Source organism: Sphingomonas sp. BL-S-05, from assembly GCF_055521695.1.
The window spans coordinates 2,841,532-2,863,159 of sequence record NZ_CM145499.1; the positions used below are offsets into that span (position 1 = coordinate 2,841,532).

Below are 21,628 nucleotides of genomic sequence, written 5' to 3' on the forward strand. Positions count from 1 at the left end.
CGGCAGGCCAGGAGAGGGAGGGGAGCATGCGGCGGATTTCCAATCTGCGCTGGTGGATCGTCGGGCTCATCTGCCTCGGCACCATCGCCAATTATCTCGCGCGCAATTCGCTGGGCGTGCTCGCACCCGAACTGAAATCGACGCTGTCGATGTCGACGCAGCAATACAGCTATGTGGTCGGTGCGTTCCAGCTCGCCTATACTATCGGCCAGCCGATCGCGGGGGCAATCGTCGACCGGATCGGGCTGCGCGCCGGTTTCGCGATGTTCGGCATCGCTTGGTCGCTGGCTAATATGCTCCATGCGCTCGCGGCCGGCTGGCTCGGCCTCGCGCTGTTCCGCGGGTTGCTGGGCCTCGCGGAGTCGGCGGCGGTGCCATCGGGGATCAAGGCGATCGCCGAGTGGTTCCCGGCCCGCCAGCGTTCGGTCGCGGTCGGGTGGTTCAATGCCGGCACCTCGCTCGGCGCGCTGATCGCGCCGCCGGTGGTGGTGGCCGTGTCGCTCTGGGCCGACTGGCGGATGGCGTTCGTCGTCACCGGCGCGGTCGGGCTGTTGTGGGCGGCGGCATGGTATGCCTTTTACCGCAGCCCGGCGATGCACCCGGCGATCACTCCCGACGAAGCGGCGCTGATCGCCGCCGATCGTCCGGCCGCCGTTCCCCCGTCAAGCGCGCGGCAGATCGTAAAGAGCGGGCGCTTCTGGGCGCTGGCCGTGCCGCGCTTCCTCGCCGAACCGGCGTGGCAGACGTTCAGCTTCTGGATCCCGCTCTATCTCGCAACCGAACGCGGCATGGACCTGAAACAGATCGCGCTGTTCGCATGGCTGCCCTTCCTCGCTGCCGACCTTGGCGGGGTGTTCGGCGGCTATCTTTCGCCGCTCTTGATGAACCGGTTCGACCTGTCGCTGATCCCGTCGCGGGTGACCGGCGTCGCGATCGGTGCCGCGCTGATGATCGCGCCGGGCTTTATCGGCCTGGCCGGTAGCCCGTATCTCGCGATCGCGCTGTTCAGCATCGGCGGCTTTGCGCATCAGATGATCTCGGTGCTGATCAATACGCTGTCGGCCGACGTCTTCACGCCGCAGGAGATCGGCACCGCCAACGGCTTTATCGGGCAGGCGGGGTGGACCGGCGGGCTGCTCTTCTCGCTGCTGATCGGGCAGCTCGCCGACGTCACCGGCTATGCCCCGCTGTTCGCCGCGCTGTCGCTGTTCGACGTGATCGGCGCGGTCGTGCTGATCGCCTGCCTGCCCATCCTCTCCCGGCCCAAGGAATCCCGATGAGACGCGCCACGCTTTCGAACCCGCCGCGCTTTGCGCTGACCGAACGGGCGCGGGGCCGGCTGACGCTGACCGCCGATACCGGCGCGGTCGCGCATCTCTTCGTGCTGGAGGAGGATATCGCGCGGTTGCTGCTGCTGGCCGACGGGACCGTCACCAGCCCGCCAAGCTGGGCGATCGCGCCGGGCGCAACCGATATCGCCGAGCCGGGTCGCGACCGGATGGACGTGGCGGGTTTCACCTGTCCCGAGGCCATGGTTTCCGAAGCCGACGACACGATCACCGTCACGACGCAGCGGCTGCGCATCACCATCCGTCGCCACGGCCTGCATTGCACCTGGGAGCAGCGCGACGGCGACGACTGGTGTCTGATGGCGACCGACCGACCGACGCAAGCCTATGACTTTGGCTGGTGGGACGGACGCGCGCATCATTATGTCGCGCGGCGGCCGGGCGAGCGCTTCTACGGCCTGGGCGACCGGACCGGCGATTGCGACCGGGCGGGGCGGTCGTTCCGGCTGACCAATGTCGACCCGATGGGCTTCGATGCGGAGACGAGCGACCCGCTTTACAAGTCGATCCCCTATCTGCTCGTCGCCGATGGCGAGGGGCGGTGTCATGGCAGCTTCTATGACAGCAGCGCCGATATCACCGTCGATCTGGGCCGCGAGCTCGACAATTATCACGGTCTCTACCGCCATGTCGTCGCCAGCCATGGCGATATCGACCTGTGGATGATCGCCGGCCCCGATCCGCTTGCGGTGACGCGTCGCTTTACCTGGCTGACCGGTCGCCCGGCGCTGATGCCGCGCTGGTCGCTCGGCTATTCGGGGTCGACCATGACCTATACCGACGCGCCCGACGCCGCGGCGCAGATGGGCGTATTCCTCGACAAGCTGGCCGAACATGATCTCGGCTGCACGTCCTTCCATCTGTCATCGGGCTATACGTCGATCGGCGACAAACGGTACGTGTTCCACTGGAACCGCGACAAGTTCCCCGATCCGGCCGGCTTCGTCGCCAGCTATGCCGATGCCGGCGTCCGGCTGGTCCCCAATATCAAGCCCGCCCTGCTGCGCAGCCATCCGCACTATGACGAGGTCGCCGCCGCCGGCCTGTTCGTCAACGATGCCGATGGGCAACCGGTCGAGGCGCAGTTCTGGGACGAGGTCGGCAGCTATATCGACTTCACCAACCCCGCCGCTGCCGACTGGTGGCGCGCACAGGTGCGCGATGCGCTGCTCGACCAGGGCATGGTCGCGACGTGGAACGACAACAACGAATATGAGCTGTGGGACGCGCGCGCCCGGTTCGCCGGGTTCGGCAAGGCCGTTCCGGCGGCGGCGATGCGCCCGGTGCTGCCGCTGCTGATGACCCGCGCGTCGCGCCGCGCGCAGGTCGAGGCACGGCCCGACGAGCGGCCCTATGTCGTCACCCGCTCGGGCATGGCCGGGCTGCAACGCTATGCCCAGACATGGAGCGGCGACAACCGCACCGAATGGAAGACGATCCGCTACAATGCGCGGCAGGCGATCGGCCTTGCCCTGTCGGGGGTGTCGAACAGCGGTGACGATGTCGGCGGCTTTTCGGGACCGGCACCGTCGCCCGAACTGCTGGTGCGCTGGGTCCAGGCGGGTGTGCTGATGCCGCGCTTCTCGATCCATAGCTGGAACGACGACCGCACCGTCAACGAACCGTGGATGCATCCGGAGGCAACGCCCGCGATCCGCCGGTTGCTGGCGTTGCGGCAGACGCTGGTGCCGTTCCTGTACGACCTGCTGCTGCGCTATCATCGCGACTATGCGCCGATGGTGCGTCCGCTCTGGCTGAATTTCCCGAACGATCCGGCGGCATGGGCCGAGAGCGACGACCATCTGCTGGGGCCCGACCTGCTGGTGCCGCTGATCGTGGAGCCGGGCGTGACCGAGCGCGACGTGCGGCTGCCGGTCGGTGCCGACTGGATCGATGTCTGGACGGGCCGGCGCTTCGCAGGCGGCATTACCGCACGACTGGCGGCACCGCTCGACGGACCGCCGCCGCTGCTGACGCGGGCAGGATCGGCAATGCTGGTCGATCTGGCGACGGGCGGTTGGCGTCCGGGCGCGATGCAACTCGGCATGTGGCTGTTCCCACCGGAAACGGGCGCATTCGCCGCCGATGCGTGGGAGGATGCAGGCGACGGGCATGGCGCGCCGTGGCGCTGGTCGGTGACCGGCACCGCCGATGCCGCGTCGGTGCGGTTGCAGGTCGCGTGCGATGGCGCACCGACCGGACGCGCCATCACCCTCTTGCTGGCGCCGGGCGACCACCGCGAAATGCTGGTCGAGGGTGGCGAAGCGGTCGAGATCGCCGGGCGACGGGGCATGCGACTGATGCGATAACCGCAACAATCCCGCAAGTTCTACCCAGTGTTCGGCATGGATCGGCCGATCGTATTCGTGCGTCCCAAGTATTTGCATAGTGACAATACTTATTTGTCAGTCCATCTATGATAAACATACTTGATATGGCCTGACCAATATGGAAGATGAGTGGATCGGGTGGCCGTAGAGAGTCGCCGAAACCAAAATTGCATTGGGGAGGGTTCGATGAAGCTCATGCATTCGGTATGCCACGCGGCGCTGATCGTCGCGGCAACGGTCGCTGTACAGCCGGCACTGGCGCAGGACGCGGATCAGGTCGCGGCGCAGACGCCGCCCGGTGCGCTGACCGCCGATCAGCAGAGCGCGCCGAACGGCCCGACCAGCGAAGTCGCCCCCAGTCCCGACGATGCCGGCGAAATCATCGTCACCGCCAACAAGCGCGCCGAGAATGTGCAGAAGGTGCCGCTTGCCGTATCGGTGATTGCACCTGCACAACTGGCCAGTGCGGGCGTGCGCAACTTTGCCGATATCGGCAAGATCGCCCCGTCGCTGGTCGTCCGCCCGGCCGAACAGCCGCAGAATTCGAACATCTCGCTGCGCGGCGTCGGCACCTTCGCCTTCGGCATCGGCGTGGAATCGAGCGTGGCGGTGATGGTCGACGAAGTGCCGCTGGCGTTTCAGGCGCGCGCCTTCACCGATCTTCCCGATGTCGAGCGGATCGAGGTGCTGCGTGGGCCGCAAAGCACGCTGTACGGCAAGTCGGCCTCGGCGGGCCTGATCAACCTGATCACCCGCAACCCGACCAATACGCTGCGCGTGCGCGGCAATGCGTTGCTCACCACCGATGAGGAGCGCGGGCTGAATTTCAGCGTGTCCGGTCCGGCGGGCGACAATCTGGGCTATGTCGTGTCGGCCGCCTATAACTATTGGGACGGCAATGTCCGCAACGTGGTCAATGACAAGGAGGTCAATGGCCGCGAAACGCTGAACCTGCGCGGCAAGCTGCGTTGGGAACCGACCAGCGACGCCTCGCTGACCGTCGCGGCCAATTACATCAACGGCAACAGCGATGTCGGGCGTCCGTTCCTCCGCTTCGGCCAGAATGCGCGGCTGCGCGGGATTGCCGGCCAGACGCCGGACGTGGTGCTGCCCGGGGTGACTGTCGGCCCGGACAATCAGGACATCGCCAACAATTACGACTCGCGGACCAAATATCAGGGCGGCGGCGGCTATATCCGCGGCGAGTTCGCGCTGGGCGACATGAACCTCGTCACGATCAGCTCCTATGACCGGTTCCACCTGTACGACTATCTCGACCATGACGATACGGCGGCGACGGTCGCGCAAGGAAGCAATATCCAGGTCGGCCAGTTCAAGTCCGAACAGGTGACCGAGGAAGTCCGCCTGCAATCGCCGAGCGAACAGCCGTTCCGCTACACCATCGGCGCCTATGTCGCGGGCGTGAAGTTCGAACGGCCCTTCTTCCGTGGGCCATCCTTCTCGCTGGCCAATTGGTATGCCACGGCACGCTCGCGGCAGGTCGCGGGCTTCGTCCAGGCCGACTGGTCGGTAATCGACGCGCTGACGCTGACCGGCGGGGCGCGCGTGCAGAACGAACGCGTGTCCTATACCTTTGCCGACAATCTGGCGCGCACCCGCTATGCCGGCAATGCCAGCGACACGGCGGCGACCTACCGCCTCAGCGCGCGCTATGATTTCACGCCCGACATCAACGGCTTCCTGACCTATGCGACGGGATATAAGGGGCAGACCTACGACCTGACGACCGGGTTCAACCTGAACCGCGCATCGGCAGGACCGGTCCGTCCGGAACGGTCGCGCGACAAGGAACTGGGCATCCGCAGCCAATGGTTTAACCGCCGCCTGACGCTGAACGCGACGCTGTTCGACACCAATTATCGCAACCTGCAGGCACAGACGATCGAGACGCTGGCCGATGGCACCTCCAATTACCGGCTGACCAATGTCGGGCGGCTGAACACCAAGGGCGTCGAGGTCGAGAGTTCGTTGCGGCTGGGCGAGGATGTCAGCCTGAACGGCGCGGTCACCTATCTCGATGCGCGCTATACCAGCTTCGACGTCGCCCAATGCTATCCGCTGCAGACCGCGGCGCAGGGGTGCACCGGATCGCCGACCCGCCAGAACCTGACCGGCACCCGCGTGATCCAGGCACCGGAATGGAAGTTCAATTTGGGCGGCGATTATTCACCCGCGCTTACTGCGGACCTGCGCGGTATCGCCCAGTTCAACTGGCAATATCAGAGCAGCCTGTATTTCCAGCCGCGCGACCCCGAGACGTTCCAGCCTGCCTTCCACATCGTCAATATCGGGCTGGGCGTGCGCGACGAAGATCGCCGCTGGGAGGTCGTGGCGTTCGTCAACAACCTGTTCGACCAGCAATATTACGGGTCGCTGGTCAACACCGCCGGCAATTTCGGCGGCAATATCGCGACGCAGGCGGTCCTGCCGCGCGACTTCCGCCGCTATGCCGGTATCCGTGCCGGCGTGAACTTCTGATCGCGGCGGCCGGGAGCGGGACCATGGCGCGCTGGAGCAGGGCGGTGGCTGGCCTCGGCATGGCGCTGGCGCTGATCGGGGCGGCAGAGCCGGACGCCCCGGCACGCCCCGGCGTCGATGCGCCCGAACTCGCGGCACTGGGACGCTATCCGATCGGGGTCGCCGATATGGTCTTCGTCCAGCGCGATCAACTCTATCCGCTCGCCGACGGTTCCGATCCAAAGCCGGCCGATCGACGGCTTGCGGTGAAGATCTGGTATCCGGCGGCGGCGGGTGCCGGGGGCGGCACGACCTACCGCACCGCCCTGCCCGGGGAGGACGGCCGGCCGGTCGCTTTCTCCGTGCCGGGTCTTGCCACGCCTCGATCCGCGCCGGCGCGCGGGCGATTTCCGCTGGTGATCCTGGCGCACGGCTATAGCAACACGCCCGAGATATTGTCGTGGCTGGGGGAGAATCTGGCCAGCAAGGGCTATGTCGTGGTCGCGCCGGCCTTTGCCGATCCGTCGATCACCATCCGCACGCCCGAGGCGCAGGCCGGGCCGCTGGCGCGTCGCCCGCTCGATATTGTTTTCGTCGCAGCGGAGGCGCAGCGGCGCGCCCGCGCCGGCGAAGGACCGCTGGCGGCGGCCGATCCGGGCGCGACCGCGCTGATCGGCTATTCAATGGGTGGCTATGGCGCACTCGCGGCGGCGGGCGGGCGGCTAAGCCCATCGCTCGGGACCGCCACACGCGGGGTACTCACTCCCTATGTCGCGGATGGCGTGCAGCGGACAGCGCTGCGCGTCGACGGGTTGAAGGCGGTGGTAGCGATCGCTCCGCCCAGCAACTTGCGCGACCGGGTGCTATGGGCCGAGAACGGCTTGGCATCGATCACGGCGCCGACCCTGTTCATCGTCGGCAGCCAGGACCGCGTCGTCGGCTATGATCCCGGCGTACGCACCTTGTTCGAACGAGTGAGCGCGACACGCCGCTACCTGCTGACCTTCCGCGATGCCGGGCACAGCATCGCGCTGGTCGGCGCACCGGCGGAGATGCGGCGCAGCTTCTGGGATCTGGACTGGTTCGAGGACGCGGTCTGGCGCAAGGACCGGTTGCTGGCGGTGCAGACACATTTCATCACGGCGTTTCTGGACCGCTATGTGAAAGGCGATGCCACGCGGGCCGGCTATCTCGACGGACTGGTGCCGGATTCCAGCGCCGGAAGCTGGCCGAACAGTCCTGTAGGTCGCTATGCGGGGTATAGTCCGGGGCCACCGGTCTCGACCATCTGGAAGGGGTTCCAGCCGAGCCGACGCGCCGGCCTGCTGTTCGAGGCACACGGCCAGATGCCGCGATAGGTGTTCAGTCCCGACACCTTTCGAACAAGGGCTCCGCTGGAAACGGTGGCCTTGATCGTCAGGCTCATCTTCGTCACGGGTCTCATCTACAGCGCATGATCCTGTGCGAAATCGTTCGGGCCCAGCAGGATCCAGTTATTGGGGCAATCGAACGCTGTTTCGATTTCGATCGGATGACGATGGTGCAAGTTGGCGTCGATGGCTGGATAGCGGCGAGGTGCCGCAGGCCATGTTGGCCGAAGCCCCCAAACCCGCCTTCCGCGCGCGGAAGCACTGATCTCAATTGGCCTGCAATATGCGGGCCTCCGATACACGCAGCGAACCACCGCTTGCGTTCAGGTTCAACCTTGCCGCATTCGATGGTGCCGTGAAAAGTTCGGACAGCACGCCCTCACCATCGTTGACGAACACTTCGATCGAGGCGGTATCGAGGAAGATGCTGACCGTCACCCTGCCACCAGTTGCATCGCATGCAACGCTGCGGTTCTGGCGCCATGCGGCGTGGTCGGGCGCATTGGGGCCGCTGGTGTCGCGCTTCACGAAAATCCGGTTGTCGCGCAGTTCAAAACCGATCTGCGTGAAATAGCCGTCGCCGCCACGCACCGACAGCCATGCCCCGCCCGGCCAGTCGGCACCGACGCGCGACAGCGTCAGGTCGATCCGCCCGGCGACGACTTCGGCACCAGCGGGCCAGACATAGTCGCTGCCGTCGGTGATCGTCTGATCCGTGCCGACCACCGCCGTCTGGAAGACGCGGTTCTGCGCCGCGATCGGCGTCATGCGCAGGCGTGGCGAGCCCCCGCCAGTGCGTTGCAGGCGGAGTTGTCGAACCACGCTTAACTGCCCGCGATAGCCGGCGGACGCGGGCAGCAGATTGGCATAGGCCCAGTTGTTCATCCAACCGATCGTCCATGCCCCGGCCAACGGATCGGCCGCCATTGCGTCCTGCCACACCACCGCGGCATAATAATCGGCCCCGCCGTCGAGCCATTGGCCGGCCGCGCTGTCGGCGGTGAAGCTGGTCCCGTCGAAGCTGCCGACCCAGTAATAGGTGCCGCCGGTAAAGCCGCTGCCCGTTCCGTCGCCACCGACCAGCAACACCCATTTGTCGACGCTCGTCGTCCCGTCCGCTTCGTACAGATGCAGCGGGAACAGGTGCGAACATTCCATCACGCCGCCCACCAGCGTCGACGGGAAGCCGCTGGCATAGCTCCACTGTTTCAAATCGGGAGAAGTATAGAAACCGATCTTGCCCTCCTCGGACAAGGTCATCACCCAGCGCGCCGTGGGCGCGTGCCAGAACACGGTCGGATCGCGGAACGGCTTGTTGCCGGGGAAGTTGGGGTGGACGATCGCGTGAAAGGCAAAACTTGCCCCATTGTCGCGCGAATACCACAAGGCCGTCGACTGGTTCTGTCCGGCGGCGTTGTCGGCGGGCATCGTCGCCAGCGCGATCAGCGTCCCGGCGCCAAAGCCGGCGGTGTTGTTCGTGTCGATCACCGCGCTACCGCTCCACACATCGCCGAATGACGTGGTGTGCCGGGGGATCGACACGCCGCGATCGGTCCATGTGACGAGGTCGGTCGAGGTCCAGCGCCGCCATTCGGTGCCGCCATTCGGCCAGGTGGGATTGTAGAGCGCCCACATCGTCCAGCCGTCGCCGATGCGGACCGGTCGCTGCGGATCGTTGATCCACCCGCCATCGGGCGCGGCGATGTGATAGCGGGGCCGTCCGCTGACGGTCGTCGCTGTCGGCGTCGGCGTCGGGCTGGGCGTAGGGGTCGGTGCCGGACCGGCGACGGCGACGCGTCCCCCGCCCCCGTCCCCCGATTGCCCGCAGCCCGGCAGGAGGGGCAGGGTCGCGATCAGGCCGAGCGTCTGACGTCGTGAAACGATCGAATTCATGGCAAAAATCCTCTCCGCGCGCGGCGGATGGCCGCGCGGCATGGCTTGCGCGTCGCCTGTGCCGGCGGTTCGCGCGGGATGGTTTCGGCAGGAAGGGCGGCGGCGCGGTCGGGTACGCCGCCGCACGCGGATTACATCTTGAAGCGAACGCCGAGGCTGAAATACCGCCCTTCGATCCGCAGGTCGCGGCCGAACGATTGGGTTTCGTTGTAGAAGCGGTAATTTTTGAACGGCTGCGCCAGGATATTGCTCACATTGGCGACCAGCGAAATATTCCTGAACGCGTCATAGCTGGCCGAAAAGTCGAGGCGGGAGATCGGCTGCACCAATTCGCCGGCATATTGTTCTTCGTTGATGTTGCGATTGTAGCTGGTGACGTGACGCGACCGCCAGTTGTACGACAGCCGGGCCGAGATGCCGGCCTTTTCGTAGAAGCCGGTCAGATTGTACGCCCATTTCGACAGGCCGGTGATTTCGACCTGACGATCCCCCTCGCCCAGCACCTGCGGCAACTGGTTGGTACCGTCGAGATAGGTGACATTGCCCTGCACGCCGAACCCCGACAGGGCACCAGGCAGGAAGTCGAAGAAGGTCTGCAGCGACGCTTCGACGCCCTTGATCCGGCCATCGCCGGCATTCTCCGGTCGGTTAAGTTGCACCCGGCCATAGACGGGATCGTTCACCACCTGCGTATAATAGCCGATGAAGCCGTTGAGATCGCGATAGAAGGCGGCGACCGAAGCCGATCCGTTCTTCGAGAAATACCATTCGAGCGATGCGTCGTAATTCTTGGACGTCAGCGGACGCAGGTCGGGATTGCCGCCGAAGCCGGTCGCATCGAATACCGGCGGCGTGCCGTCCGGTCCCACGCTGTTGCGGGTGATGTTGATCGACGGGTTAAGCTGTCCGAAGCCCGGCCGGGTCCGCGTCTGGGTATAGCCCAGCCGCATCTGCCATTCGTTCGAGAAGCGGACCCGGGCGATGGCCGACGGCAGCACATCGACATAATTCTGCCGGGTGGTGCTCGGCACGATGCCGACCGTGCCGTCGGCGGCCTGCACCCGGCTGAACCCGCGATAGGTGCCGTCGGTGTTGACGATGCGTGCGCCGACCGTGCCGTCGATCCGCACCCCGCCGACATCCACGTCGAACTTGCCCTGGCCATAGGTCGCATAGCTCGCCTCGCTGGCGGTGAAGCCCCCCAGCGGATCGAACGGGATCTCCGCCGTCGCGAACTTCGTCACCGCCTCGCGGATGCCGTTATCCCAAGGGAACAGCACCGTCGCGCGCTGCACCGACTGCAACGCCAGCAGCCGCAGCGCCTCGCCATTGTCGCGTATTCCTTCGCGACTGGGCGCCAGCCAGTTCTGGAACCGCTGCGGATCGCCACGGAACCCGTCGGTGATGAGGCCGAGCGCACCGCTCGGCAGGCTGTCGAGCGCGATGTTCAGCCCGGCGGTATAGGCATAGCGGTTGTTGTTCTGCGACGATGCGTTGCGGTCGCTCGCGCGGAATCCGAATTGCAGGCGCGGCAGCCAGGTCCAGTCGGTTTCGAGGTCGAGGTCGACCCGACCCTGTATCCCATCGCCCTTGGTTACGAAATCGCGCTGGTAATAGCCGCGCCAGCGGGTGTTGGCGGGGTCGTCAATGGCATAGCCGCCCAGGTCGAACACCGCCGATCCACGCACGTCCCAGTCGACGTTGATCGTCGGCGCGGACGCGAGCTGCGCGTCGAGGCTGTATTCCGACGCCTGATACTTGCTGTTGGTATAGGCGAAGTCGCCCGACAGGATGGCGCGGCCGGTGGTCCATTTGAAACCGGTCGCCGCCTGCCACGTATCGGTGCGGTCATTCTGGGTCGAGCGATAGAATTCGGGGACATAGCCGCCGGTCTTGGTGAAGCTCGCGGCCTTGTCCGGCTCACCCTCCACCAACACGACGTTGCTGAGCGTCGGGGCGACGCCGTTCGCGTCGCGGCGTTCGAAATTGACGTTGAACGCGTCGCGCAGCACCTCGCCACGATAGGCCTGCCACAGCCCCTCCGCGAAGAGTTCGAGGTTCGGGGTCGGGCGCCACTGGATCGTGCCGTTCACTGCCGGGCGATGGCGTACGCCCTTTTCATAGAAATTGCCGGCATTGGCGGGAAAGCGGAAATCATTGCCGACGCCGGGCGTCGTGACCGTCAGGTCGTCGGCGGGATCGTTCGCCCCGAACCCGCGGGCTGAGATGACGGCGGAATCGGCATAGCGATCGGCGTTGCGATAGGTGGTGCGGACATAGCTGACGTTGATCAGCGCGCCGATCTCACCGATCGGCGTATCCCAGCGCTTGGTCAGCAGCAAATTGCCCGCCGGGTCGAACGCCTTGGCCTGATCGTTGTACGATGCACGCAACTCGCCCGCGATCTCGGTATCCTTGACGTCGAACGGCCGGCGCGAGCGCAAATTGACGAGGCCGGCCAGCCCCGGTTCGATCAGGTCGGACGTGCCCGACTTATAGACTTCGATCCCCGCCGCGACGCCCGCCGGAAAGTCCTGCAGGTGCAGCACCCGGTCTTCGGCCGAGAAGAATTCGCGACCGTTGAAGGTGGTGGCTACGTCGGGCAGGCCGCGCACCAGGATCACGCCGGCTTCGTCATTATAGCGCTGCACGGTAACGCCGGTGACGCGCGCGATCGCTTCGGCGGCATTGTTGTCGGGCAGCTTGCCGATATCGTTCGACACGATCGCATCGACGATCGAGGACGAATTGCGCTTGATCTCCTGCGCCGATCCCAGCGCCGCGCGGTATCCGGTGACGATGATATCGGCACCGCCGTCATTTTCGGGCGCGGCCTCCGCCTCCGCCTGCGCCGTGCTGTCCTGCGCGGCGGCAGGGATCGCGGCCAGCGGGATCAGCGCACTGGATGTCAAAAGGGCGAGCAAGGTCTTCGGCATAAATCCTCCCAGATTCCCGTTATTTTTTATCGGTAATGGTCGTCGTGCTTCGGCCGGGCGTTCAGCCCGGTGCGATCGTCCCGGTCATGGCCGCGGTCCCCCGTTCATCGGCCATGCCTGCATCGTCAGCTTCGCGCTGCCGCCGCGCGCACTGGCGCTCCAGCGCAACTGCCCGCCGCCGCGAAAGAAGCGGTCGGTGATGGTGCGCGTGCCGTCGCCGACAAAGACTTCGAGGATCGACTGGTCGGCCAGCACCCGCAGCCGCACGCGTTTCCCCTTCAGGTCGACCGGCGCGACATGGCGGTTGGCGAAACCATCATGGAAATGCGGCCCCGACCGGGTACGGTCGATGAACACCTCGTCCACGCTTGGGTTCACCCCGATCAGCGTCTGATAGCCCTGTTCGTCGGTCAGCGCGATCGTGACCTGTTCGGCGGTGCCGGTGTCGAGGTCAAGCATCAGATCGGCCGAACCGCCCGCGGCCGGCAGGTCGACCGGTTGATCGCCGAGCGTACCGGCAAACGTCTGCGGCGCACCACGCAGGCCCGCCACCTCGCGCACCGGCGCCTGCGCGATGCGATAGCCGGCCATAGTCTTCTTCAGCGTCACCTCGCGCGGCACCGTCATCAGCCCGCGCGCCGGCCAGGTCGGGATCGCCTCGGCATAGCGCCAGTCGTTCGCCCATCCGATCCAGATGCGGCGGGGGTCGTCCTTGGGCAGATCGTTCCACGACACGGCGGCATAGAAATCCGCGCCGTAATCCATCCACTGCGCCTCGCCCGGCCAGCCCGGTACGGGGGTGAAGCGCTTCCCGTCGAAATCGCCGACGAAATACTGGCCGCCCGAACCGCCGCCCACCGCGTTGTCGCCCAGGTTGATCCCCAGCACCCAGCGTTTCTCGCCGGGCGCCCCGCCCTCGACCGGCAGTTCGAACAGGTCGGGGCATTCCCAGTTCTTGCCGCGTCCACCTGCGGGTCCGAAGCTGCTGGCAAAACTCCATTGCTTCAGGTCGGGCGAGGTGAACAGCACGGCGCGGTTCTCCAGCGCCATCACCGCGACCATGACCCAGCGCTTCGTGGCTGCGTGCCAGAACACCTTGGGATCGCGAAACTCGGGCGATCCGACGCTCAGCACCTCGCCATGCACGGTCCAGGTCCGGCCGCGATCGTTGCTATAGGCGACATATTGCGATTGCAGCTTCGCCTTGGGATTATGGCCGGTATAGATCGCGACCAGCGGCGGCTTGCCGTTCCTGCCGAAACCGGTCGTATTGTTCCAGTCGACCACCGCGCTGCCCGAAAACGCCATGACGTCGGCGGTTTCGGGGATGGCGATCGGCAGTTCTTCCCAATGGACCAGATCGCGGCTGACCGCATGGCCCCAGTTCATATGGCCCCAGCGGTCGCCATGCGGATTATACTGAAAGAACAGATGATATTCCCCGTCATAATAGACGAGGCCGTTGGGGTCGTTCATCCAGTTGCGCGCGGGCGCGAAGTGATAGGTGGGGCGCGGATCGGGTCGCTGGGCCGAGGCGGCGGTGGCGAGGGCAAGGCCGGTCATGGCAAGGATCGCGAGCCGCTTCATGCCCCCCTCCCCTGCAGGTCCATATCCTCCAGCGCGACGCCGTTGGTCTCGGGCATCACCCGCACCGTCCACAGCAGTTGCAACAGCATCATCGCGCCGAAAAAGGCAAAGACCCATCCGCCGACCGCGCTCGCCACGATCGGAAACAGCCAGGTGATCGCCGCCGCCGCGACCCAATGGGTCGTCGAACCCAGCGCCTGCCCCTTGCCGCGCACGGCGCTGGGGAAGACTTCGGAGATGAAGACCCAGATCACCGCGCCCTGGCTGATCGCGAAGGCGGCGATGAAGGCGAGCAGCCCGCCCAGGATCAGCGTGCCGTTCGGAACGCTGCGTTCGAGCTGCCATCCGACCAGCAATAGCGCGGCGGCGCAGACGATCGATCCGACGAACAGCAGCGGGCGGCGGCCGAACCGGTCGATGAAGAACAGGGCGGCGACGGTGAACAAAAGGTTCGTGCCGCCGACCGCGATCGACTGGAGCAGCGCGCTATCCGCCCCGGCGCCTGCCAGTTCGAAGATGCGCGGCGCATAATAGAGCAACGCGTTGATGCCTGATAGCTGGTTGAACATCGCAATGGCGATGGCGCAGGCCACTGGGAAGCTATGCGCCGGCTGGAACAGCCGTGCGTCGGCCTGTCCGGCGTCGCGCCGTTCGGCGGCTTCGATCCTCGCCAGTTCGGCTTCGGGGTCGAGGAATCCGAGCCGCGTCATCACCTGCGTCGACTTTGCCCGTTGGCCCTGCACCGCCAGCCAGCGGGGACTTTCCGGCAGAAGGAAGGTCACGGCCAGGAACAGTGCGGACGGCACCGCGACGATGCCGAACATCCAGCGCCACGCCGTTTCGGGCGGCAGCGTCTGCGCGATCAGATAGTTGCTGAGGAACGCGATCAGGATGCCGAGCACGATGTTGAGCTGGTTCATCGCCACCAGCCGCCCGCGAAACTTGGCCGGCGATACTTCGGCGATATAGATCGGCGTGACCACCGACGCCGCGCCGATGGCGAGACCACCCAGGAACCGGAACGCGATCAGCATCGGCCAGCTCTGCGCCAGACCCGTGCCCAGCGACGACACCACATAGGCGATCGCGACCGACAGCATGATCGCCTTGCGCCCATAGCGATCGGCGGGCGCGCCGGTGACCAGCGACCCGATCACCGTCCCGATCAACGCCGATGCCACGGTGAAGCCGAGCGACGCATCGGTCAGCGCAAAGCGTTCCTGCAACGCCTGGGTCGCGCCCGAAATTACCGCGGTATCAAAGCCGAACAACAGCCCGCCCAATGCCGCGCCCGCCGCGCTCAGCACGATGGCGACGGTCGCCCGTGCATCGTCCACATCCTGCCGGCCCGCCGGCGTCGTGATGCTATGCATCGACCGTCTCCTTGTTCGCATGAAGGGGTTCGGCCATGCGCCAGTGCATCGGCCATTGGCGGGTCGCCGTCCGGTAGGCGAGCGCCAGCGCGCCGGTCAGCCCCGCCGAAGCGCCCGCCGTCGGCGCCGCGATATAGTCGTCCATGTCGATCGTCCGCATGCTGGCGTCATAGCCGGCGAGCCGGGCGACCAGCGCCGCACGCACCCGTGCATACATGGGCGGCTGCATCACCCCGCCGCCGACGATGATCCGATCGGGGCGGACGACATAGGTAAGCGTCGCGCACAGAGCGGCGATATAGTCGGCCTCGATCGGCCATGCCGGGTGATCGGCCGGCAGCCGTTCCGCCGGCACGCCCCAGCGCGCGGCCATCGCCGGTCCACAGGCCAACCCTTCGAGGCAATCGCCGTGGAACGGGCAGATACCGGCAAAGCCGTCGTCGCCGGGCGCACGCGGTACGGCGATATGCCCCGCCTCGGGATGGTTCGCGCCGCCATGCGGCACGCCGCCGATCAGCAGCCCGACCCCGATCCCGGTGCCGATGGTGACATAGCAGAAGCTGTCGAGCCCCTGGCCGCTGCCGAACAGGCGCTCGCCCACCGCGGCGCAGTTGACGTCGGTGTCGAGCGTTACCGGCGCATCGACCGTCTGCCGCAGATGGCCGAGCAGGTCGATATTCTCCCAACCCGGCTTTGGGGTCGAGGTGATGTGCCCATAATCGCCGGCCAGGGGGTTGAGCGACAGCGGTCCGAAGCTGCCGACCGACAAGGCCGACAGGTCGCCGTGCACGCGTTGCGTATCGCGGAAGAACGCGCTGGCCGCGCCCAGCGTCTCGACCGGGGTCGTGGTCGCGATCCGGGTTTCGGCGAGGACCGTGCCATCGCGGTCGGCGATGGCGCACAGGAACTTGGTGCCCCCCGCCTCGATCGCGCCGAGCAGCAGCGGCTCGCTCACCACCCGTATCCCATCGGTCCTGCACGCTGCGAAATCGTCGCCATCGTCACCCTCCCATCATAGGCCGCTCTTACGGTCGATGGCACTAAATCTACTAGTGTGATTTAGTTGGTCAAGTGCGATTTTTCCGCTTTTTCAGCGGCTTGCCACACAATCGTTTGTGGTTAGCGATACCAGAGCGCTTCCATGAGCAGGCGCCGCACCCCGAATTCGTTAGCTGCGCTTGAACAAACTGCTGAGATCAGGCGCATATTGCGCGTGGAGTGGCAACAGTCCCGCACCGATCGCCGCTGCCTGTCGTCCCAGCGTGCCGATCCGCAATTCGGGTGCGAAAAAATCGGGCGGGGCATGTTCGCCAAGCTGTCGTTCGACCGTCGCCGCGATCTCGGCCAGTTCCTCCGGCGGCAAGGATCCGTCGAGAATGACCGCCTCGAGATCGAGAAGGCTGTTCGCCCCCGAAATCGCAAATGCCAATGCTTCGGCACATCGACGTCGCCAGCCCTCCAACGCGGCCGGGCTGGTCGCCCGGTCCCGATCATAGAGCGACGCATGGTGGATCAGCGAGTCGCGCCGGCCACCTGCCAGAACCGGCATCGACGCCAGCGCGCCCGCATTACCATGCCGCCCCTGCACCACCTGCCCGCCCAGGACGAGGCCGCCGCCGACAAAGGTGCCGAGGTTGATGAGCAGATAATTTTGGAGATCGGCCCCCGCCCCGCACAACAGATGCGCCAGCGCCGCCGCATTGCCGTCATTGTCGAAGAAGGTCGGCCATTGCAGCCCGGCACGCAACCGGTCGGCGACGTCACCACGGCGCCATTCCTCGGCCTGATCTTCCGAAATGCCGAGTTCGTCGCGCCATTCGCCCAGAAACCACGGCATTGCGATGCCGATGCCCAGAAAGGTGCTGGGATCGCGCAGCGACGCCGGCAGATGTTCCTGCAGGAACCGGTCGATCCGCTCGACGGCGAGGTCGATGGTCGGAAAGGCGCCGGCATCGCACTGCACCGCACGTTGCTGCCCGTCGAAGTCGAGCGACACCAACGTCATCGCGCTGCGCCCGATCTCCACCCCGACCGTATAGCCGCGCGCGCCGTTGATGCGATAGACCGTGGCCGGCTGTCCCATGCCGCCGGTGCGCTTCTCGGCCTGGAACAGCAGTCCGTCGCTGTCGAGTTCGTCGATGATCCGCACCACCGCCTGGGGCGATAGTCCCGTCAGCCGTGCGATCTCCGCCTTGGACGCACCGTTGGATCGCCGGATCGCCGACAGGATCAGCCGTTCGTTATACCGACGCATCCCACTCGCGTTCGTGCCCTTTCGCACCATATGCATATGGGCATCCGCTCCATTTCGACCTTGGTTATCGCTTTGTGATACACAAGATTTCGCGGGGAGTACCGCTTCGTGCCGTAATTTATGTCCGCGGCCGGCGGGCCGTCAGCGCAATTTCAGCGCCTTGCGGACGGCATCCCACGCGACGAACTTGAAATTCTGAGTCTCGGGTGCGTTATCGCCATCCTGCGCGACGAACAGGCCGTGGCGCAGGCCGGGGCCGAAATCGCCGGGCATCAGGTCGATGCCGTCGGTCTCGCTGGTCCCGTCGATCGCACCGCCGCCGATGCGGAACCGGCCGGCATAGCTAACGTCGGGCAGGCGGTAGAGGGTATAGGCGTTGTCACCCTGGCTGCTGACGACCAGATAGCCGCCGGTACGCCCGCGGGGAGCCAGTGCCAGCCCTTCGGCATCGGCGACCAGCGTCGTGCCATCGACCTTCGCGATCGCCGTACCGGTGACCGGCGCGGCGGGATCGGCGGCGAAGCGCCACAGGCCGACATCTTCCTCGGCGACGTAGAGCATGCCCGTCCGGTCATCGACGACGCAGCCCTCGGCCTGGGTACCGACCTTCATCGAACGGACGGTACGGACGACCGGGGTTGCGCCATGGGTGTCGATCGACACCTGATCGATGCGCCCGTCCTTCATCACCACGAAGCCGAACAGCGCCTTGTCGGCCATGCGGGTCCACAGGCACATGCCATAGGCCTCGCCCGGACCGACCGGATAACGCCCCATCGGCACCAGCTTCTTCGCCACCGTATCGAGGGTGAACAGCGCGACATGCGCCTGAGTCTCATCCGCGCGGTCGCTGGCGGCGGCGATGACCCGGCCGCCAATCTCGCGCAGATCGACATTGTTCAGCCGCGCGGCCGGGGTGAAGCTCAGCCTTTTGCCCGACAGCGCATAGACATGGATGCCGGCCTTCTTGTCGGTGCCGATCACCAGACTATCGGCGGGGCTGCGCCGGTTGCGCCAGATGGCGGGATCGTCGGCGGCGTCGGCAGCGGTGTCGACCGGATCGGTCTCCGCCACCGCCGCCACCAGCGGCACTGCGCCCGGCGTCGCCGCCGGCGGGGGCGTCACCGCGCACCCGCCGAGCAGCAATGCCGAAACGACAAGCCGCCGCATCAGAAGTTCACCCGCACACCAGCCTGATAGCGGCGACCGAAGGTCTCGCGTTCGATCGTGTACTGGCTGTTGCGGACGTAGCGACGGCCGGGGCCGTTCAGCAGGTTGCTGAAATTACCGAACAGTTCGACGTTCGAATTGATCGCGTAGCGGACCGATGCATCCAGTTCGTTGTCCTTCGCCCAGTAGAAGTCGCCGCCATCGACGCCGCGGACGACGCCGTTGATGTTCTGGAAATCGCCCAGTTCGTCGAGCCAGCGCGAGCGGTTCTGATACTGGACGCGCGCCGAGAAGCCGTATTTCTCGTAATAGGCACCGATATTGTACACCGCGTCCGATGCGCCGGGCAGCGGCACGCGACGGCCATCGGGCGTTTCCGCACGGCTGCGGTTGAGCGTCGCGTTCAACTGCACCCCGAAGCCGCCAACCCATTCGGGCAGGCCGAGATCGGCAACGAACGGATCGAGCTGCTGCTGGATCGCGCCTTCGATACCGAGGATCGAGCCGTTGCCGCCATTGTCGATCGTCGCGAAGTCATATTGCGACCGATCGACGCCGCCGAAGTTCAGGATATCGCGGCCAAAGGTGCGGCTGGTGTCGAACAGCACGTCGCGCAGCCGCTTGTAATAGGCACCGAACGACAGGAAGCCGCCGGTCGACCCATAATATTCGACATAGGCATCGACGCCCATCGCCTTTTCGGGCTTCGCATCGGGATTGCCGCCCGAAATCGTCAAATTGGCGTCGTTGAAGGTCAGATTCGGGCGAAGCTGGTCGTAATCGGGCCGCGCCGCGCCGGTGCTGAACGACAGCCGCGCCTTCATCTGGTCGCTGACGTCGTAATTCACGTGTAGGCTGGGATAGACCAGCGTCAGGTCGCTCTTGGCAGTCAGCGGGGTGAAGGTCGTGCCGTTGGGGGTCGCGAACGCCGAGGAGGTGTTGCGGATATGCTCGATCCGCGCGCCGCCGACGACATTGCCCCAATCGGTGACGACCGTCGCCATCGCATAGGCCGAGTAGATGCGCTCGTTCACGTCGTACAGATTGGCGGTCTGGTCGCGATAGGTTCCGACCGTCTTTGCCCGATCGACCAGGTCGAGGATCTGGTCCCTGCCGAAATATTGGAAGGTGTAGCCGAGCGGGATCTGACCCTGAAACCCGCCGGGGATCGCGATCTGGCCGTAACCGGTCGGGATGTTGGCGGCGGTGAACTGTGCCGCGCTGTTCAGTTCGAGCAAGCGTTCGTCGACCGACTTGGTCCGATCGTCGAAGCGCAGCCCGACCGCGAACGTCGTCTTTTCCCCGAACAGGCCATCGACGTCATGCTGCAGGTCGACCCGCGCGGTGTACGCCTCGGTCGTGTCGGCGGCGAACAGCGAGCGCAGGCGGCTGAGCGAACGCGGGAAATCCTCGATCGCGGTCACCCGGTCGCCGCGGGCGAAGGTGCCGTTGGCGTTGCGAATGGTGCGGAACAACTGCACCCGCGCCAGCTGCGGATCGGTCAGGTCATAGCCGACGGTCAGGCGGTTGGCGGCATTCGCGCCGTTGCTGCCGAAGGACGGGCTGTCATAGTTCAGCTGCGCCGGCTGCGTCCGGTCGTCGATCGACCGGGTATAGTTCGCACGCCACGACACCCGCCATGCGTCGAGGTCGTGGTCGCCGCCCAGCGTGTTGGTGAACACCGACTGTTTGTAGGCGCGCACGGTGAAGTTCGAGTTCAGGTCGATGCCATAGACGGTGCCGCGCAGCGGGGTGTTGCCGGTGCAGACGTCCGCATAGCCGGTCGTGCCGGCAGCGGGCGTCGCGTTGACCGCGCAGCCGGCGGTGGCGTTCGACAGGCGCGACTGCTGGTCGTCGAGGTCGAAGATATAGTTGTTGCGCTGTTCGTCGTCCTGGAACGCCGAATAGATGGTTTCGGCGAAGATCCGGTGATCGGGCGACGGCTTCCAGTCGATCCGCGTCGACAAGGCGTAGTTCTTGCGGACGAGGCGATAAAGCTTGTTCTCGGTCTCACGCGCCCAGATGCGGTCGGCGAAACCGGGGCGTGCGTCCTGCGCGACGGTTTCCCAATCGGTCTCGAAATTGTCGGTGACCATGCCGCGCCGGTACAGGCTGGCCGACGACGCGACGGCGAATTCGCCGATGCCGGTGTCGAACCGGTCGGAAACGACCAGCGACCCTTCGAATTCGCGACGGTCGCCCAGTTCGACCAGGCCATAGCCGGCCTTGCCCGCGACGTGGAACCCATTCTGGTCGAAGCCCGAACGGGTGATGATGTCGACATTGCCCGAGATCGTCTCGCCGACCATGTCCGGGGTCACCGCCTTGCGCACGATGATCTGCTTGGCGATCGCCGAAGGGATCGAATCGAACCGTGCGGCGCGACCTTCGGGGCTGACGACGTTGACGCCGTCGAACGACAAGGTGGTCCAGCGCTTCGGCGCACCGCGCAGGTTGACATAGCGCGCCTGGCCCTGGTCGCGCTCGACGCCGACACCGGGCAGGCGGCTGATCGCCTGCGCGATATTCTGGTCGGGCAGGCGGCCGACCGCGTCGGATGCGATGACCGAGACGAGCGCGGTGCTGTTCCGCTGGATTTCCAGTGCGGCGGCTTCGGACTCGGCGATCGGGCGGCTGCCGCGCACGACGATTTCCTGCTCGCCATCCTCGGGCGCGGCGGGATCGGCGGCGACCGACACATCTTCGACCGGATCGGCCAGCGCGGCAGCGGGCAGGAATGCGGCGCCCGCCAGCAGCGCACGCACGACGACGGCCCGCGAGGACCGGGCGAAGATACCAACCATGTAAGAAAGCCCCTTTTTAGGGGAGCATTGACCGCTCCCGCCTTGGGGCTGCCCCTGACGGCAGGGCATGAAACGACGATTACG

At 65.8% G+C, this 21,628-nt stretch carries 12 protein-coding genes; 4 read left to right on the plus strand and 8 right to left on the minus strand.

The window, feature by feature from the left end; genetic code table 11:
* The first annotated feature begins 26 nt into the window (after window positions 1–26).
* The 4 genes from ACZ1JS_RS13225 (at window position 27) to ACZ1JS_RS13240 (ending at window position 7,515) form a co-directional block, all read left to right on the plus strand.
* Complete coding sequence (locus tag ACZ1JS_RS13225) at window positions 27–1,280, plus strand: MFS transporter (RefSeq protein ID WP_465166460.1); 1,254 nt, start codon at window positions 27–29, stop codon at window positions 1,278–1,280.
* The gene (locus ACZ1JS_RS13230; RefSeq protein ID WP_465166461.1) at window positions 1,277–3,658 is read left to right on the plus strand and encodes a glycoside hydrolase family 31 protein; all 2,382 of its coding nucleotides are present in this window, start codon (window positions 1,277–1,279) and stop codon (window positions 3,656–3,658) included. Before ACZ1JS_RS13225 ends, ACZ1JS_RS13230 begins: the two co-directional genes overlap by 4 nt.
* Before the next feature lie 207 nt (window positions 3,659–3,865).
* Window positions 3,866–6,178, plus strand: a complete 2,313-nt coding sequence (locus tag ACZ1JS_RS13235) for a TonB-dependent receptor domain-containing protein (RefSeq protein WP_465166462.1) — start codon at window positions 3,866–3,868, stop codon at window positions 6,176–6,178.
* A gap of 23 nt (window positions 6,179–6,201) precedes the next feature.
* Window positions 6,202–7,515, plus strand: a complete 1,314-nt coding sequence (locus ACZ1JS_RS13240) for an alpha/beta hydrolase family protein (protein WP_465166463.1) — start codon at window positions 6,202–6,204, stop codon at window positions 7,513–7,515.
* Between the two features lie 279 nt (window positions 7,516–7,794).
* Here the strand turns inward: ACZ1JS_RS13240 and ACZ1JS_RS13245 are convergent, their stop codons facing one another.
* The 8 genes from ACZ1JS_RS13245 to ACZ1JS_RS13280 form a co-directional block, all read right to left on the minus strand.
* A complete protein-coding gene (locus ACZ1JS_RS13245; protein WP_465166464.1) occupies window positions 7,795–9,420 on the minus strand; it encodes a glycoside hydrolase family 32 protein in 1,626 nt (541 codons plus the stop codon).
* A 131-nt stretch (window positions 9,421–9,551) separates the two neighbouring features.
* Window positions 9,552–12,356, minus strand: a complete 2,805-nt coding sequence (locus ACZ1JS_RS13250) for a TonB-dependent receptor (protein ID WP_465166465.1) — start codon at window positions 12,354–12,356, stop codon at window positions 9,552–9,554.
* An 84-nt stretch (window positions 12,357–12,440) separates the two neighbouring features.
* Window positions 12,441–13,943, minus strand: coding sequence for a glycoside hydrolase family 32 protein (locus tag ACZ1JS_RS13255; protein WP_465166466.1), 1,503 nt, complete (start codon window positions 13,941–13,943; stop codon window positions 12,441–12,443).
* Window positions 13,940–15,316, minus strand: a complete 1,377-nt coding sequence (locus ACZ1JS_RS13260; protein ID WP_465166467.1) for a sugar porter family MFS transporter — start codon at window positions 15,314–15,316, stop codon at window positions 13,940–13,942. Before ACZ1JS_RS13260 ends, ACZ1JS_RS13255 begins: the two co-directional genes overlap by 4 nt.
* A complete protein-coding gene (locus ACZ1JS_RS13265; RefSeq protein ID WP_465166468.1) occupies window positions 15,309–16,271 on the minus strand; it encodes an ROK family protein in 963 nt (320 codons plus the stop codon). Before ACZ1JS_RS13265 ends, ACZ1JS_RS13260 begins: the two co-directional genes overlap by 8 nt.
* A gap of 213 nt (window positions 16,272–16,484) precedes the next feature.
* Complete coding sequence (locus tag ACZ1JS_RS13270; protein ID WP_465166469.1) at window positions 16,485–17,570, minus strand: ROK family transcriptional regulator; 1,086 nt, start codon at window positions 17,568–17,570, stop codon at window positions 16,485–16,487.
* Between the two features lie 141 nt (window positions 17,571–17,711).
* Entirely contained in the window at window positions 17,712–18,740 is a 1,029-nt protein-coding gene (locus tag ACZ1JS_RS13275; protein WP_465166470.1) for a phytase, read from the minus strand.
* Window positions 18,740–21,544, minus strand: coding sequence for a TonB-dependent receptor (locus ACZ1JS_RS13280; protein WP_465166471.1), 2,805 nt, complete (start codon window positions 21,542–21,544; stop codon window positions 18,740–18,742). Before ACZ1JS_RS13280 ends, ACZ1JS_RS13275 begins: the two co-directional genes overlap by 1 nt.
* Window positions 21,545–21,628: the final 84 nt, after the last annotated feature.